The organism is Haloquadratum walsbyi C23, assembly GCF_000237865.1.
GTDB classification, from domain to species: domain Archaea; phylum Halobacteriota; class Halobacteria; order Halobacteriales; family Haloferacaceae; genus Haloquadratum; species Haloquadratum walsbyi.
Genome location: NC_017459.1, coordinates 495,031 through 511,131, shown reverse-complemented (window position 1 = coordinate 511,131; position 16,101 = coordinate 495,031). Strand labels below are relative to the sequence as shown.

The following is a 16,101-nucleotide window of genomic DNA, read 5'->3' as shown; positions in this document are numbered from 1 at the left end:
TCTCTGTCATTTGCAGATTTGTTTCTAAAGGGATAGACAAGAATCGGGCTTGAATGATAGCCTCGGAGATGCGAGTCAATATACTCAATTATGAGGTCATAGCTGACTTCGAAGTGGCTTTACTAGCCTAGATAATATTAGCTGTATGCTCGTTGGTGCACATGAATCCATTGCTGGTGGGGTCGCGAATGCCGTTGATAGACAACTTGAGAACGGTGGTAATTGTGGACAAATATTTACTCATTCTCCGCAAGTCTGGCAGGACCCATCGATTGATGACACAGACGCAGAAGCATTTCGTGACCGCTCTCAGATGCATGACATCGGTCCATGGGTTATTCACTCATCGTATCTTGTGAATCTCTGTACGCCGAAAGATGACCTTCGAGCAAAGTCAATTGATTCGATGCAACAGGAGGTTGATGCTGCAGCGCAATTATCGATTCCATACGTAAATGTTCATCTTGGCGCACATACTGGAGCAGGCGAACAACAAGGGCTTGATAATGCAATCTCTGCACTTGATGAACTTACGATTCCAGATAGTGTGACAGTCTTACTCGAGTCTGATGCCGGCTCGGGAACAAAACTTGGTAATAAATTTGACCACCTTGCATACGTGCTTGAAGAAAGCACTCATGAACTTGAGGTCTGTCTTGACACTGCACACGTTTTTGCGGCTGGATATGACCTTTCAAGCCCAGCTGCTGTCAATACAACAATCAAAGAATTCGACACAACCGTGGGAGTGGATAATCTTGCATGTGTCCATCTGAATGATTCGAAACACGCCTGTGGGACAAACAAGGATGAACACGCACATATTGGCGAAGGTAAAATTGGTGAGTCTGGGATGGAGGCATTCATTAATCACTCCGCAATTGATCCGATTCCACTCGTATTAGAGACCCCAAATGAGAATGGCAAAGGATTTGCATGGAATATTGACCGAGTTCGGAATCTTGCGGAGAATCCCGCCTAATCAGCTCGTGCGAGAGTTTTCATCTGAATACCTTACATACACTCGCCGCGGATTATGGGCTGATTCGCGTGCAGCACTGACACCACTCTCACTTGAGGATAGAACTCGCATTCTTGATGTCGGGACCGGAACGGGTGAGTTTGCACAGGTTCTTGACACCGAGTCTCCTGGCGATATTGTTTGTCTTGACATGGATCCTGAATTACTCACTATTGCACGTTCAAAAACTGACCTCACAACGATTATTGCTGATGCAACACAACTCCCGATCAAATCTGACGCTGTCGATCTTGTCACCTGTCAAGCGCTATTGAGTAACCTCCCGGATCCGGTCAATATACTTCAGACGTTTGCGCGTGTTTCATCTGAGCTTGTTGCCGCGGTTGAACCGGATAATGCTGCTGTCAGCGTTGCATCAACGGTCGATACTGAGGCTCAAATTGAACGCCGGGCTCGCGAAGCATATATCGCTGGTATTCAAACTGATGTTGCACTTGGTGACCGACTTAGCACGGCATTTGATAACGCAGGGTTAGATGATATTGTTCGCCGACGACATTACCATCGCCGAACAACTGAACCCCCCTATGATGATACCGCATTAACTGCAGCAGCTCGAAAAGCGCATGCCACCGCATTACGGGATCACCGCACTGAACTCCGTCGAGAGCTTTCAGATGACGCCTATGACACGCTTCGACACGATTGGCGTGAAATGGGACGGGCGGTTGTCGATCAGATACATAGTGAGACGTACCGTCGCGTGGAGATTATTCCATTTGATGTTGTTGTTGGCCGTGTGTCGTCAGATCAGGCGTAGTAGTATTTGGATGGCTCAAAAGCTAATATAATATGATATTAAACAAGATCAAGCGTTCTCAATAGCTAGAGCGATATGTTAATATCGAGGACATTTTTGTATTTTCACTAACCAATGAGAGAACATGTAAAAAATATCAATGATTCACAATTTAAATCGATGCAATACAGGTTCGATTAGGAGTCGATTTGGACGTGATTAGCGGATGACATCAAGCCCGTGTTGTTTCTCACGCGGTGCACGGCCGCCATCAGACTGCCATCCAGTTGACTCAGACCCTGATGTCGAGCCATTTGCCGTATTGCCCTGCGTCGAGTTGAACTCAGACGCTGAACCCTCGAGACTACGACGTGAGGCATCAGCCTGTTTTTGCGTGGATGGACCCAACACCTGTGCGGACTGGACACCTGTCATAATAGCCATGACACGAACCTTCCCTTTGTACTCTTCTTGAATTCGTGCACCCCAGATCACATTTGCACTTGCCTCGAGTCGCTCAGTAATGCTATCTGCGATACCCTCTGCCTCTTTGAGAGTAAGATCAGGACCGCCGGTAATGTGAACAAGCCCACCTGAGGCACCGCGATAGTCAACATCTAATAGTGGATGATTCATCGCATCGTTGACCACCTCCTGTGTCTTATTCTTGTCTTGAGTTTCACCGACAAGCATGACCGCAACGCCGCCTTGATCCATAATCGTCGACATATCCGCGTAGTCGAGATTGATCAATGATGGCTGTGTGATTGTCTCTGAGATTCCCTTTACTGTCTCAGCAATAATCTGATCCATTACCGAGAAGGCCTTACCAATGGGTAGATTAGGGACGTAATCAAGTAGTCGATTATTATCAAGGACAATAATCGAGTCAGCCTCATTACGGAGCTTTTCAAGCCCTTCTTCAGCTTTTACCGTTCGTGCACGCTCAACATTGAATGGCGTTGAAACCATTCCAACGACAATTGCGCCCTGTTCTTTCGCAATCTTTGAGATAACGGGTGCAGCCCCTGTTCCGGTCCCACCACCCATACCAGCAGTGACAAAGACAAGATCAGCCTCACCAAGGACATCTTTAATTGTGCCCTGTGCCATCTCTGTCGCCCGTTCACCCATTGATGGGTCGCCACCAGCACCAAGTCCCTGCGTCAGGGATTTTCCGACAAGAATCTTAGTATTGGCTTCGATCATCTTTAGATGCTGTTTATCGGTGTTAATCGCGACTGTATCGGCGCCGTCGACACCAATGTTATACAATCGATTAACTGTATTATTACCGGCTCCGCCAGCACCGACAATCACGATTCGTGGGCTGCCAAAGCCTTCGGGGTCGTCTCCAGCTTCAGCGGCAACATCGCGCTCTTCTTCATCACGCTGCATTGCTTCCTCGACAATATCTTGCATCGTCTTACACCTTCGCCCACGTATGTTTGCTTGACGACTCGTGACGGTCGTCTTGTTGTTCATTAATCATCTCACGTACCGCCGAACGAATGGCTTCTGATCGATTCGGGAACTCGCCCGTTTCAACCATTTGTTCGACTTCCTCTATCTGTTGCTTCGGAATTCGTAGTGTCACACGCTCCATATTTGCATTCCCCCGGTAAGACGGCTCGCGCATTTCATTGAATGCTTTTAGAGACATTTCAATCGGGTACTACGCCGATCTCACACTTCGATGTGCGATATGTCATACACCGTCTTACGCAGTCATACAAATAAAGTGATGCCGTATAAATCTATCGACAAAAGTAAGACAATTCTAATTGGAATCACATTATTCTGTCAATCAGGATGATTTTTTGAGCACATCCGCAGCAGATGTTCGTCGGCCACAGCTAGGACAGAACGCCCAATCTGATTGGATCTCATCGCCACACTCACAGAATACCCGATGAGCGGCTTTCTCACCGCAATTTGGACAGTATACGTGACCATCTATCAGTGCTTTTCCGCACTTATTACATTCTGATATTTCTTCGCTACTTGATGTCTTACGATTTACTTCAGCATCGATTGCAGTGTCTGGCTCTCCGGTTGCCGTTGCAACTGCGTCTTCTTGTTTATTTGCATAAACAATCCCTGACTCATCATCAAGTACAATATTCACCGTCACCTTCCGGCTAGCTGACTCTCCAGCGTGATTTTTATTTCCTGTCGCATGGTGAGTGGTGTCTGAATTAAGATCATTGTTAAGGCTCCCATTGCCGCCTTCGTGCATAGCCCCCGTATTTTCAAGATATGTGCGGAGTGCCTCACGCATCACCTCACTTTTTGATCCCTCGAATTCTTCGAGTTGTCCGACGAGGTCATCGTCGGCGCGGAAGGTGATTTTGCTCATAATTATCCTATCATTTTTGAACTAGATTAATACTTTCCCTCCGTCTGACAGATGTCATGCGCTTCTCCAAATAGAGATAACCGGTCAGTCATAGGATCTCACGTCGGTATATTCAAGTTTAATCTTATCAATACAGCTGTCGTGGCAGTTACCTTTGATTTATTTGATACCCTTGTCACCGTCAGCCGCCCTGCAGATCCTGCTGCTGCAGTTGCATCTGAACTCCAGACGCGCGGGGTGACTGTTCCATCTGACTGGGAAACCGCGTACAGGACGGTCCATGTTGAGTCACAGCGTGGTTCGGAGGTGCCACTGTCAACTCATGTAAATGCAGCACTTCAGTCGCGTGATGTTTCGGCTCCAGCTGAGTATATTAGACATGCGGTCACTGCTGCTTTTGATCCGACTGTACAGACGCGTCCCAACGCAATTACTGCTGTGGAGACTGCAGTAGCCAATGGTCCAGTCGGGATTCTCTCGAACTGTTCAGTATCACAATTAGTTCATCGAACACTGATGCGCTCAGATATTGACCGCTCATTATTTGACGCGATTGTCACGAGTGTTGATTGTGGATGGAGGAAGCCACACCCACGAGCATTTCAAGCGGTGGCAAAGTCGCTTCGCGTTGATCCGACGAGTCTTATTCACATTGGTGATAATCCAGAAACAGATGGTGGTATCAACGATGTTGGTGGGCATTTTCATAATATCACTAAGACATCGCTCGGGCAGATTAGTACAGCACTTGACGGTGAATTCAATAATAACGACAGCAATATCAACTAACAGATGAGTGCAGATCCTAATACAAGCAGTAATGACAACGACTCGACTTGGGAGACGCGCAGGTGATTACACTCGGCAGTATTGCAGTCATCGTTGCGATTGGTCTCGATACGATCATTGGTGAACCGCCTGCATTCATTCATCCAGTAGCGCTTTTTGGACAACTAGTTGATATAGTTGATCGGTCGTATGACAGTCCCAACATAGTTGGTATATTAATTGCAACGACCCTTCCGATTGGATTTGGCATTGTTACAGCAACGAGTGTGTATGTCGTGTTTAGTGTTAATTCACAACTCGGTGCGTTCGCAGCTGGATGTGTTTTATTCACACTAATAAGTCTGCGATTACTTCTCAGGACAGTTCATGACGTTGTAATGATGACCACCGCTGATGTCTCGGCGGCTCGTTATGAACTTCGTGCCCTTGCTGGTCGTGATGCCAGTGAATTAGATGCAGCACATATTCGGTCAGCAGCCGTTGAGAGTGCGGCTGAAAACCTCGCTGATGGATTTATTGGACCGCTACTTGCGTTTACATTGTTTGCACCGGTATCGGTATCGATTGGTGTTGCTAGCGCGGCATGGGTCAAAGCAATCAACACACTGGACTCAATGCTCGGATATCGGTCAAAACCTATTGGGACTGCCTCAGCGCGACTTGACGATATTATCATGTGGGTACCTGCTCGCCTCACGGCAGCATTACTATCAGTTGCTGTCGGGCACCCACTTCTCCCACTTCGACAGCAGGTTCGTGTAGACGCAGCACAGACTACATCACCCAATGCTGGATGGCCGATGGCAACAATAGCAGCGCTTCTGCCAGCTCGTCTTCATAAACCAGATACATATGAGCTTCGAACGTCTGCATCACTTCCAGACAAATCCGTGGCTACCTATGCAATCCAGATTACACGACGAGCAGGAGTAATAGCTATTGTGCTTACAATTACTATTTTGGAGGGAATCACGTGGTTATAAGTGCCATTCGTGGAGGGATTGGCTTTCTCACTCGTGTTCCAATTGGGCACGATAAGAAAGCCTGGGATGCATTTCGACAGACGCCTGTTGCGTTTACAGTTATTGGTTATCCACTCGGTACATTAGTCGCTCTTCCATTTGTTCTTCTCTCTATTGTTCCTGTGCCGACACTCATTGGAGTGTATCTTCTGATTCTTATCGGTGTAACTGGCATTACACACATAGACGGGATAGCAGATATTGGGGATGCCGCAGTTGTTCATGATACTGATGATGAACACAGTCGCCGACGCTCGGTATTGCATGACTCACAGGTCGGTGTTGGAGGGGCACTCGCTGTGACGGTGACTGTGGTGTCACTTGCACTTGGAGTGCTCGGCGCTACCAGAACCACCCCGCAGGTTACATTTATACTTGTCCTCACTGCAGAGGTAGGAGCAAAATCTGCAATGGCACTACTTGTGTGCACAGGTGATGCTGCACATGACGGTCTTGGCGCTGCACTAATCGATGAGTCAACGCCACTATCTTTATTTCCAGTTATACTGGCACTAACGCCGTTGCTACTTGGTATTCCATACCTGGGCGCTGGTTCGACTGCAGCGGTAGTATTGACCCCGCTCATCGTCGCATTGGTGATTAAGCAGTGGGCTGACGATGCACTTGGTGGTATCAGCGGTGATGTTCTTGGCGCTGTAAACGAAGTCAGCCGCGCTGCTGCTATTCATGCAGGGGTGGTTGTATGGACGCTTTGATAATGTGTGGTGGTCATGGGACACGTCTTCGCGGTCGACGGAATGATAGTTCAGACAATGAGACTCGACCACCGGATGAGGTTTTAAATATCGAAATTAATGATAATAGCGCTGATCATGGTGATGGATTACGCCCAGACAATTCAGTCACGAATCGGTCATCTGCTGTGTCAGATCAGTCGATAATTGACTGTGAGAAGCCACTTATCGAAATTAATGGCACTGCTATGCTTTCCCATGTGTCTAGTGCACTTACAGCAAGCCCGGTTGAGACGGTCTGGGCAGTGACATCACCGAATGCACCCCGAACTGCAACCGCGGTTCGTGAAGCATCTCGGTTTGAATCAATAGCATCAATCGAAACCCCAGGCGATGGATACGTTTCTGACCTCCAGCATGCGCTTTCTATGCTCGACACACCAGTTGTAACCACCCCAGCCGATCTTCCACTTATATCAAGCGATCATATTGCAAAGGTAATCAACACCGCTCGTCTAAACGATGATAATGACCCGACGTCGACTATGCTGTGTGTTCCAGCAGCACTAAAAAAACAACTTGGTGTTTCTGTTGATACAGTATTTGAGCATGATCATCTCCAGGTCGCCCCAAGTGGTATTAATATCGTTGCAGGAGATACTGACACTGTACAGTTGAGTTATGATGCTCGACTAGCAATTAATGTGAACCGACCGACAGATAAGCGTGTCGCAGAAAAGCTATGCGAGTAATACTTGTTGCAGGAACGACGAAGACGGCTACAATAGAAGGCATCAGTGCTGCTGGTGCGACGTCTCGTTTACTCATGCACACGCCGAGTGCAGACGCAGAAATCATTAGCTATGGTCTCCCTATCCAAGCACCTGTTACCCCGATAAGTCCAAGCGGTTGTCCAACGCCTGCAGTGATAACCCGAGCAATTCGAGAACGGATTGGATTTGATCTGACTATCATCGATGCTGGACTTGCCCGTCCAACTGGTGCGCCGACGGTCTCTGTTGGTGCTCGTCCTGGTCGCGATATTCGTGAATCAGAGCCTGTTCCGACCGCCCCGGAATTATTTATTAACGCACGGGAGTTTGGGCAGTCACTACCTGATGATCAAATTGTTATTGGAGAAACTATACCAGGTGGAACAACAACAGCACTCGCTGTTTGTCGTGCCCTTGGTGTTGATGTCCCAACATCATCATCAATCCCCACAAACCCACTCAGACTCAAACAAAATGTGACTGATAAGGCCCTTTCGACAGCAGGCATCAGTCCTGGTCAATTCGCACACAATCCTAAACATGCGATTCGGGCTGTTGGCGATCCGGTATTAGCTGTTGCTGCGGGGACAACTGTTGGCGCAATCGAATCTAATACGGATGTTATCCTTGGCGGCGGAACACAACTGCTGACGGTTGCAGCTCTTGTCCGTCATGCTGGTGTTTCCGAGCGAGCGACGCTCGCAACGACATCATATCTTGCTGCAGATGTCACAGGATTGAATGAGACAGCAACAGCACTTAATCTTGATTTAATCGTCACGAACCCTGAATTCGGGGCTCATGATGTCGACGCTGGACCACTCAGTGAGTACGCCAATGGTGTTGCTAAAGAAGGAGCTGGGATGGGTGGTGCACTTGCGCTTATTGCGGAGGCGGACCGACTGAACGAGGTGATTCCAGCAGTGCAACACGTTCTAAATCGTATTGAACAACAGCAGTCTCACGAAAATACTGTTACGTATACCGATACGAAGAGTACTTAAATTGATTCTAAAACGAACCTTTGACACATGATTACATACGATTGCTCTTGACACCCTCTCCGCCCTGAATGACAGAGTTACCCTTGCATCTTTCAATAATGACACTCAACATATCACAAATGCTACTATCGAATCTGACAGAGACTCAGACTCTATGTATAAACGATGAGTCATACGATCGAGGTCGATGAATCCTGAGGCTGTAGCCGACGTTGACCGTGTCCCACATGGTGGAAGTGAGGATACTTCTCGCCTTGATTTCAGCGCTAACACCAATCCCGACCGCCCTCCAGGTGTTGCGGAGGTATATGAGTCAGCACTCTCAGATGCAACACGATATCGCGATGACTTTTCTGCGTTCACTCAGGCGGCAGCTTCATATGTGAACTGTGACGCTTCAATGGTGACACCGGTGCCGGGAGGGCTTGCAGCTCTTCGGCTTGCAGTTGCTGTCACCGTTTCATCAGGCGATCGAGTATTCATTCCTGAGCCGGGATTCAGTGAGTATGCTAGAGAGGTCAAACTCCAGGGAGGTATACCGGTTGGCATTGCACATGATACGATTGTTACTGCCGATACAACACCAGATGATATTGCCGCAGTGATTATTTGTACGCCAAATAATCCAACCGGAGATTGTATTGACCCAGAGGTTATCGATGCATTTCGACAGCGCTGCATCGAGACTGATACGACAGTTATTATTGATGAAGCATTTATGGATTTCATTGATGCACCGAGCATGGCTGGCGCGCGCGGAACAATTGTTGCCCGATCACTGACGAAGATCTTCGGTCTGCCGGGACTTCGAGCGGGGTTCGCAGTTGCGGATGGGGTGCTAAGCGACCGACTTGAGTCAGCACGACCGACATGGTCACTCTCAACACCAGCGGCTGCTGTCGGGCAGTATTGTCTTACACAGGATGATTTTGTTCGCGCGACTCGTGAGCGTGTGAGTACAGAGCGTGAACGACTTCGAACAGCGCTTGAGACAGAGTATACCGTCTTTCCTTCAGATGCCCCATTTTTACTACTTGATGTTGATACAACTGTTTCAGCCATTGCCGACCGAAGTCCAACAACAAAGACTGATGCTGTTGATGCTCTTCTTGCTCATGCTCGTGAGAATGGTATTGAACTTCGAGATGCACGAACATTTGAGACATTAGATGCACATGTTCGCGTCGCTATCCGTCGTCCACATGAGAATGATAGACTTCTCTCTGTCCTGCTTGAAGACTGAGTGATGTAATAATGACTAAAGAAAATACGGAATCTGATACTACCTCAGATGTCACTGATTGCACTGATCATAATATCTCATCTGAGAACGACGATATGACATTTTTTGATCTGACCGTTCGAGATGGAGTGTGTCGTCTCTATCGTCCGGATACTCGATGGCTCTCGACAGGATACAATGGCGGGGTATCTCGAGGCGATGTGGCATATCTTCTTTCTGTCCCCCATGGGTGGACCGAAACTGCTGTTTCTGCATACGTCGCCGAGCGATGTGCAACTGCTGGATTTGAATATATCTCCACTTTCACCGATGGGAGGGGGAGGTCATTAACTGATACGCAGACAGAAACGCCTCACAACACTACACACGCAGGTACTGATGATACCATATGGATGAATACTGAGACAAGGACATACACACCAGCACTACTCACTGGTGTCGACCTCCAACATGCCCGACGAGCACGTCTTGACCCCGTTGAGGTAATCGTCACCGCTGGAGTTAGTAATCCAGCAACACTCCCAATGTCAGAGATGATAAATGATAACCAGTCAACAGAAAATGCAATGACGGATGCTGAACCCGATACAAATATAGATACATCTGGTGAACTGGACGATTCCCGAATCAACAAGTCTGATAGAGATGATTTTGGAACCGTGAATATCATCCTTGGGACGACACGGTCACTCACTCCAGGGGCACTTTCAAATCTTGTTGCTGTTGTGAGTGAAGCAAAGGCGGCAACACTCATGGCACAGACCGGATTTACTGGGACAACATCTGATGCAGTTCTGATTGCATCAGACCCAACAGGCAATATGAAGCGGTTTTCTGGCAGCGCCACTGCTGTTGGCAACGCTGCACGAGTGTGTGTTCGTGATGCTCTCTGCGCTGCGCTTGCATCTCGATACAAATCTGAGCCTCTTCCAACGTCCGTCGAAATGGCTTCACACGGGATTGTGACCGATGATCGCGCTTTCGTTAGTCCTGTTCAAATATCGGAAGAGACAGACACAACAACAGAATCATGAAAACACTATATGCCAGCAGCGGATCTCAACAATCACAAATCCGACTATTAGGGCATCAGCCAAGACACCCAATGGTGCGAGTATGATATCCTCCGCGCCCTGGACGGCGCGGTTTCCCTCAACCGCACGCTTGGTGTCGAGCGATACGACACCAACAAAGGCAAGATTCCGCCGCGTGGGTGTACTCCGGTTCGCGCTCAGTGCGTAAGCCCGGTGAAGAGTGTGGCGGGTTCGGCATCCCGATATAGATGCGGTATCTCCTTGCACAGCGTCCGACACTGCATCGGACTCGCCCCCGCCGTTCGTGGTCGGGGACGCACGGGTCGTGCCATCGGTCTGCCTGTCCTTTCTACCACGGTGAACAGGCTCGCACGTCGAAGGGGTTGAATTGTGTCGTTGCGTCATCCCATCCCGTGTTGCAAGGGTAGGGGCATGGGTACTGTCAGCACCATACGGTGCGTTTCGGCGGGGAAGACTCCAAGTGGTTCCCAAATTAGTTCCAACGATTGAATTACTCTACTGCACGTTCTCTGTATGTATAGATCCGTGGAAAGCAGAGTGAAAATTGACGCGATTCACGCCCGTCTGAAAATCAGGATTCTCTCGCTGTTAAAGATAGTAGAGATATGTTATATTCAAGCGCAATCCTCGATATTCGCCTATTCATTTGCGGCATATCAGATTAAATTGTATCAGTTATACACCGATAATAAAGGGAAGCACCGACACGTCGCCTTCTTTATGTTCGGTCCTCTGAATTATGTCATGACAGACGAAGCAAATGAGTCATCCACAATGAATCCAAAAAAAACCCGTCAACAAACACCTGGCGGTGGTGAACGCCCTGCTGCAGAGACAATCACACCGACCGCGCCTGAGGAATTCGGTCGAGTGCAGGTATGGTGGGGTGGTGGAAAGGGAAAGACAACTGCTGCACTTGGAATGGCATTCCGTGCTGTTGGACATGGCTTCCGTGTCCATATGCTTCAATTTATGAAAGGCGGTGCCGATTCAGTCGAGGGGGCTCGAGGAGAGTATAATGCAATCGCTGCTGTTCCCGGAATCTCATATGAGAACACGGGTCATTACGGATGGCATGGGTTGCTTGATGGATCCGATGATGATGAACATCATGCAAAAGCTAAAGGAGCAATGCGACGGACGCGGGCACTTCTTGATGGGATTTCTGATGCTTCATTGGACACCCCAATTGATCTCAGCGGAGACCCTGAGGATGGAGTTCACCTGTTGATTCTTGATGAAGTTCTCTATGCTGTTGAACAAGAACTTATTACACAGGATGATGTTCTCTCAGTTATTGAACAAAAGCCAGATAATCTCGAACTCGTTCTCACCGGGAGCCACACTGAGCCGACGTATTTATTCGATGATGTTGATTTGATAACTAACGTTAGAAAACAGAAACATCTCTTTGATGATGGTATACGTGCGCGAAAAGGAACTGAATATTAACAGTATTGATACTTATCAAGAGAGCCACTGGCATCCAGATGCAATCGATATCCGGGTTATGCAGTGGCATCATCGCACTGAATCCATATCCTGAGATATTAGCAAGATATTTGTTGACTATATGATTAAGAGACGCGCAAATGTCGGAACAATCGGTTAAATATCCTTATGTCTGAGAGATCAACACCAACAATTCTCGTCGCTGGCACAGCAAGTCACGTTGGCAAAAGCACCGTTGTCACTGGATTATGTCGACGATTCGCAAACGCAGATGTTCGTGTTGCTCCGTTTAAAGCTCAAAATATGAGTAATGAGGCACGAGCAGTCGTCCGTCCAACAGCTGACACCGATATGAAATCAGTCACAGCAGATGAAAACGACTCGACAGCAGTAAACTCATCAGAGCAAGAAGAGACAAATACAATTACTGCAGGAGTATTAAATTCTGAATTAAACCCCACATATGGTGAAATTGGCGTTTCACAATCAGTTCAAGCGCAGGCTGCAGGTGTCCAGTCAGTCACGGATCATAATCCAGTCTTATTGAAGCCCCGTGGAGATGCAGAATCACAACTAATTATTGATGGTGTCGCTGTTGGGCATTATACCGCTGAGTCATTTTATGCCGAGTATTGGGAGCAGGCACGTTCTGCTGCTGTTACCGCACATACCCGACTTGCAGCCGACCATGACGTTATCATCGCCGAGGGAGCGGGATCAATTGCGGAGATTAACTTTCATGATCATGATCTCGCGAATATTGAGACGGCTCGCTTCACAGACGCTCGAATCATCATCGTCGCCGATATCGAACGAGGCGGTGTTTTTGCATCAATTATCGGAACACTCGAATTACTCCCAGATGATGTTCGTAACCAAGTTATTGGCATTGTTATCACAAAATTTCGTGGTGATAAGTCATTGCTTGCCCCTGGTATTCAGACGATCGAAGATCGAACCGGAATTCCGGTTCTTTCGGTTATACCGTATGATGATCCCGGTCTTCCGGCAGAAGACAGTGTGTCGCTTCCTGCTGTTGGTGAACGGTCAGTGCGTGGAGCAGATGATGATGCCCCAGCGGAACAGACTGTGACAGTTGCTGTTCCACGACTTCCTCGTGCGTCGAATACTGCCGATCTTGACCCGCTCGCTGCCGTTCCAGGCGTTCGTGTTGCATTTGTCCCGCTTGATATATCGCTCTCGCGGGCTGATATTGACGCTGTCGTGATTACTGGGACGAAAAACACGGTTGATGACTTACGTGCACTTCGTGCTTCCGGGTTTGATGATGAACTCCGAGAGTTTGAGGGTCCAATCGTCGGACTCTGCGGTGGCTATCAACTCCTTGGTGAACGGCTCACTGCTATCCATGTTGAAGAGACTGACTCAAATGAGAAGACCGAGATCGAGCCAGCACCCAGTAATGATAGCAACGATGATGATAGTGGTCATCAGACACTCAGCGGTCTTGGGATACTCCCAGTTGAGACGCAATTTTCGCCTACAAAACGTGTTGCACCAGTTACATGGACTCTCGATGGCTTTGGGCCACTCGCAGATGCGACTGGTATGGTGACTGGATATGAAATTCATGCGGGACAGACAACAGCTTGCGGTCCGGTGCAGACCCCATTTGAATCCCTGACAACTGAGCGTATCGAATCAACAGATAATACTGCTGATTTGTCCCAGGGTATGACCAATCACCACTCGCGTGACCCAATCGCACTCGGGGCGGCGACCGACTCTGTGATTGGAACGTATTTACATGGGTTATTTGATAATGAAGCTGTCTGTGAAGCATTTGTTGAGTCGGTTTTCAGTGCTGCTAATACCGACCGTCCTGATATCGATATGACATCACGCAGCGACCCGTATGAGCGTGCAGCACATCTTGTCTCTTCAATTTCATTTGAGTCCATTCTCGGGCACCCTCTTACAGAATTGAAATAATCAAAAATCCAACAGAACGTGTCTCTTTGTGCCGTATAGAATTCAAACACTTTTTATCTCTCACTGTGAGCGAGAGATATGGTTGAAGCGTTTGCCGTTGCGAGTGGAAAGGGCGGGACAGGAAAAACAACGAGCACACTCGCACTCGGCATGGCACTTGCGGCTGATTATGATGTCACTGTCATCGACGCTGACACTGGGATGGCAAATCTTCTATTTCATGCTGGACTTGACGATGTTGAAATAACACTTCATGATTTATTATTGACGGACTGTGATCTTCCAGCCTCAGCAGCCGTTTATGACCGTTTTGGAATGTCAGTTGTGCCCTGTGGAACAAGTTTAGCAGATTTTGAGGCTGCTGATCCTACAGTACTTCGAGACGTTGTTGCTGACCTTGCGGCTGACACGGATGTTCTTCTTCTTGACTCGCCAGCAGCATTAGGGTCAAAAAGCGCGGTACTCCCGATTGTCCTCGCAGATCGTATTGTGATTATTCTTCAGCCAACTGTTCCCTCACTTTCAGATGGTCTGAAAGTTCAAGAATACGCACGGGCATACGGGACAGTAACCGGTGGTGTTATTTTTAATCGAGTTCGGCAAGATGAAGATGTCGCGACAATTGCTGAACAGGCGACGCGATACTTCGATGGGAGAACACTCGCAACAGTCCCTGAGAGCGATGCTGTCCGTATGGCTCGACGGGTTGGTAAACCGCTTCTTGCACACGCCCCAGAAACGACAGCCGCAAGTGCGTTCCGAAGTGCAGCAGCCACGCTCGATATTCATGATGGTGACGCGATCGGTGTTGCCGATAGATTTCGAAATGCTGTGGTCCCTGAACGCTTGTAAAATGGTATTTTATGAACAGATTCCAACTGGTGACTTGTGTCGATCTCGCACTGATGCAGATATCGCTGAGACACTTATATCTGCGCTCAATCGATCATTGACTGGGTACGTTGTTTTTGAACCACAACAATCAATCCTCGCTGGTGAGGATGATCGCGCAGTAATCACGTTTGAACAGGGAGTTCCAATGGCTGCATACCATACTGATAATGATGTTGTTGGGTCTGAAGCAATTGATGCTCTATCAGATAGTGGCACTCCACATGTTGATGTCCATACTCTCCCCGCAGCAGCGTTGATGAGCATACATCGTGATGTGACCGATACATTCGCTGTCGCTCCGACTGCGCCGGCTCGCCATCTTACTAATGACGCGACACTGGTTGAGCGGACTCGTAACGTTGCCCCGCAAACGCGTGTCGATGGCACAGACACACAAACAGCGGTTGAAGCGTTTCTCGCGGACACCGACCAAATCGAGTCAATTAAGCAAGAGGCACGTGCAGAGGCAGCAGCACGTGCGGCTGAATGGGGGTTCACTGATCAACTTGGACCACCTGAGACCACTGAAAATGAAAATATAGATGATGAAGACAGGACGCTTGAGGATTCAGCTCAACAAAAGGGAGATAATGTGTATGAAAGTGAGTCTGATGTGAACGCTCGTCATAATAGAACAAGCTCTGACGACTCTAAGCAGAATCAGAGTAATTCACCTGGTGAATAATATATGACAATTGCACCCATGTCTAATTCGGTATCGATATGTCAATCAAAATGTTACTCTCACAGTGAACCTGCCTCGGGGTCACATCAACATCAGAGCCCCGAGGCTTCCTGCTTTGTCGACAGAACTGACAAACCCACTCTCACTGAGAGGACCGTTTCAGAACGGTTCCGGTCTCCACAGGTCGTTCGAAAATCGAAGATTTTCGTTATCACGAGAGACTTCGTCTCTCAGACGACGTTGATTTGGAACGTCCCGTTCCTCTCTGAGTTGGACAGTGCGTGGTATCTGACCGCCCGTGTGATGTGACTCTCAGTCAGACACGCTGACCATTAGAATCATTATTAATCACTAATCGTACCGAATATTACGGGTCAATCAGATGTGTCGGCTTTA

The 16,101-nt window shown here is 48.2% G+C and carries 17 protein-coding genes; 13 read left to right on the top strand and 4 right to left on the bottom strand.

Annotated features, from left to right (window positions below):
* Positions 1-145 precede the first annotated feature (145 nt).
* Positions 146-982, top strand: coding sequence for a deoxyribonuclease IV (locus tag HQRW_RS02300; protein WP_014555297.1), 837 nt, complete (start codon positions 146-148; stop codon positions 980-982).
* A 7-nt stretch (positions 983-989) separates the two neighbouring features.
* Positions 990-1,802, top strand: coding sequence for a class I SAM-dependent methyltransferase (locus tag HQRW_RS02295; RefSeq protein ID WP_014555296.1), 813 nt, complete (start codon positions 990-992; stop codon positions 1,800-1,802).
* A gap of 198 nt (positions 1,803-2,000) precedes the next feature.
* On the opposite strand, the gene ftsZ is transcribed toward HQRW_RS02295, so the two are convergent.
* From ftsZ to HQRW_RS02280, 3 genes are all read right to left on the bottom strand, one after another.
* A complete protein-coding gene (gene ftsZ / locus HQRW_RS02290) occupies positions 2,001-3,203 on the bottom strand; it encodes a cell division protein FtsZ (RefSeq protein WP_011570698.1) in 1,203 nt (400 codons plus the stop codon).
* 4 nt (positions 3,204-3,207) lie between these two features.
* Positions 3,208-3,387, bottom strand: coding sequence for a ribbon-helix-helix domain-containing protein (locus HQRW_RS02285; RefSeq protein ID WP_011570697.1), 180 nt, complete (start codon positions 3,385-3,387; stop codon positions 3,208-3,210).
* Between the two features lie 201 nt (positions 3,388-3,588).
* Positions 3,589-4,140: a double zinc ribbon domain-containing protein gene (locus HQRW_RS02280; RefSeq protein WP_014555295.1), complete on the bottom strand. Its 552-nt coding sequence runs from the start codon at positions 4,138-4,140 to the stop codon at positions 3,589-3,591.
* A 141-nt stretch (positions 4,141-4,281) separates the two neighbouring features.
* Here HQRW_RS02280 and HQRW_RS02275 point away from each other — a divergent pair, with 141 nt between their 5' ends.
* From HQRW_RS02275 to HQRW_RS02245, 7 genes are all read left to right on the top strand, one after another.
* A complete protein-coding gene (locus HQRW_RS02275) occupies positions 4,282-4,929 on the top strand; it encodes an HAD family hydrolase (RefSeq protein WP_014555294.1) in 648 nt (215 codons plus the stop codon).
* Between the two features lie 62 nt (positions 4,930-4,991).
* Positions 4,992-5,912 carry an adenosylcobinamide-phosphate synthase CbiB gene (cbiB, locus tag HQRW_RS02270; RefSeq protein WP_014555293.1) on the top strand — a complete coding sequence of 307 codons (921 nt, stop codon included), beginning with the start codon at positions 4,992-4,994 and terminating at the stop codon, positions 5,910-5,912.
* Complete coding sequence (cobS, locus tag HQRW_RS02265; protein ID WP_014555292.1) at positions 5,903-6,667, top strand: adenosylcobinamide-GDP ribazoletransferase; 765 nt, start codon at positions 5,903-5,905, stop codon at positions 6,665-6,667. Before cbiB ends, cobS begins: the two co-directional genes overlap by 10 nt.
* Positions 6,655-7,398, top strand: a complete 744-nt coding sequence (locus HQRW_RS02260) for an NTP transferase domain-containing protein (protein ID WP_338042652.1) — start codon at positions 6,655-6,657, stop codon at positions 7,396-7,398. Before cobS ends, HQRW_RS02260 begins: the two co-directional genes overlap by 13 nt.
* The gene (locus HQRW_RS02255) at positions 7,389-8,423 is read left to right on the top strand and encodes a nicotinate-nucleotide--dimethylbenzimidazole phosphoribosyltransferase (RefSeq protein ID WP_014555290.1); all 1,035 of its coding nucleotides are present in this window, start codon (positions 7,389-7,391) and stop codon (positions 8,421-8,423) included. Before HQRW_RS02260 ends, HQRW_RS02255 begins: the two co-directional genes overlap by 10 nt.
* 187 nt (positions 8,424-8,610) lie before the next feature.
* On the top strand, positions 8,611-9,666 hold the full coding sequence (locus HQRW_RS02250) for an aminotransferase class I/II-fold pyridoxal phosphate-dependent enzyme (protein WP_014555289.1): 1,056 nt from the start codon (positions 8,611-8,613) through the stop codon (positions 9,664-9,666).
* 11 nt (positions 9,667-9,677) lie between these two features.
* Complete coding sequence (locus tag HQRW_RS02245) at positions 9,678-10,700, top strand: adenosylcobinamide amidohydrolase (RefSeq protein ID WP_014555288.1); 1,023 nt, start codon at positions 9,678-9,680, stop codon at positions 10,698-10,700.
* Here the strand turns inward: HQRW_RS02245 and HQRW_RS15775 are convergent.
* Complete coding sequence (locus HQRW_RS15775) at positions 10,695-11,192, bottom strand: hypothetical protein (protein ID WP_158307730.1); 498 nt, start codon at positions 11,190-11,192, stop codon at positions 10,695-10,697. The two genes, HQRW_RS02245 and HQRW_RS15775, sit on opposite strands and share 6 nt — an antisense overlap.
* A gap of 249 nt (positions 11,193-11,441) precedes the next feature.
* Here HQRW_RS15775 and HQRW_RS02235 point away from each other — a divergent pair, with 249 nt between their 5' ends.
* The 4 genes from HQRW_RS02235 (at position 11,442) to HQRW_RS02220 (ending at position 15,705) form a co-directional block, all read left to right on the top strand.
* The gene (locus tag HQRW_RS02235) at positions 11,442-12,173 is read left to right on the top strand and encodes a cob(I)yrinic acid a,c-diamide adenosyltransferase (RefSeq protein WP_014555287.1); all 732 of its coding nucleotides are present in this window, start codon (positions 11,442-11,444) and stop codon (positions 12,171-12,173) included.
* 168 nt (positions 12,174-12,341) lie between these two features.
* Complete coding sequence (locus HQRW_RS02230; RefSeq protein ID WP_014555286.1) at positions 12,342-14,126, top strand: cobyric acid synthase; 1,785 nt, start codon at positions 12,342-12,344, stop codon at positions 14,124-14,126.
* Positions 14,127-14,204: 78 nt separating this feature from the next.
* On the top strand, positions 14,205-14,978 hold the full coding sequence (locus tag HQRW_RS02225; RefSeq protein WP_011570686.1) for a nucleotide-binding protein: 774 nt from the start codon (positions 14,205-14,207) through the stop codon (positions 14,976-14,978).
* A 1-nt stretch (position 14,979) separates the two neighbouring features.
* Complete coding sequence (locus tag HQRW_RS02220; RefSeq protein ID WP_014555285.1) at positions 14,980-15,705, top strand: hypothetical protein; 726 nt, start codon at positions 14,980-14,982, stop codon at positions 15,703-15,705.
* Positions 15,706-16,101: the final 396 nt, after the last annotated feature.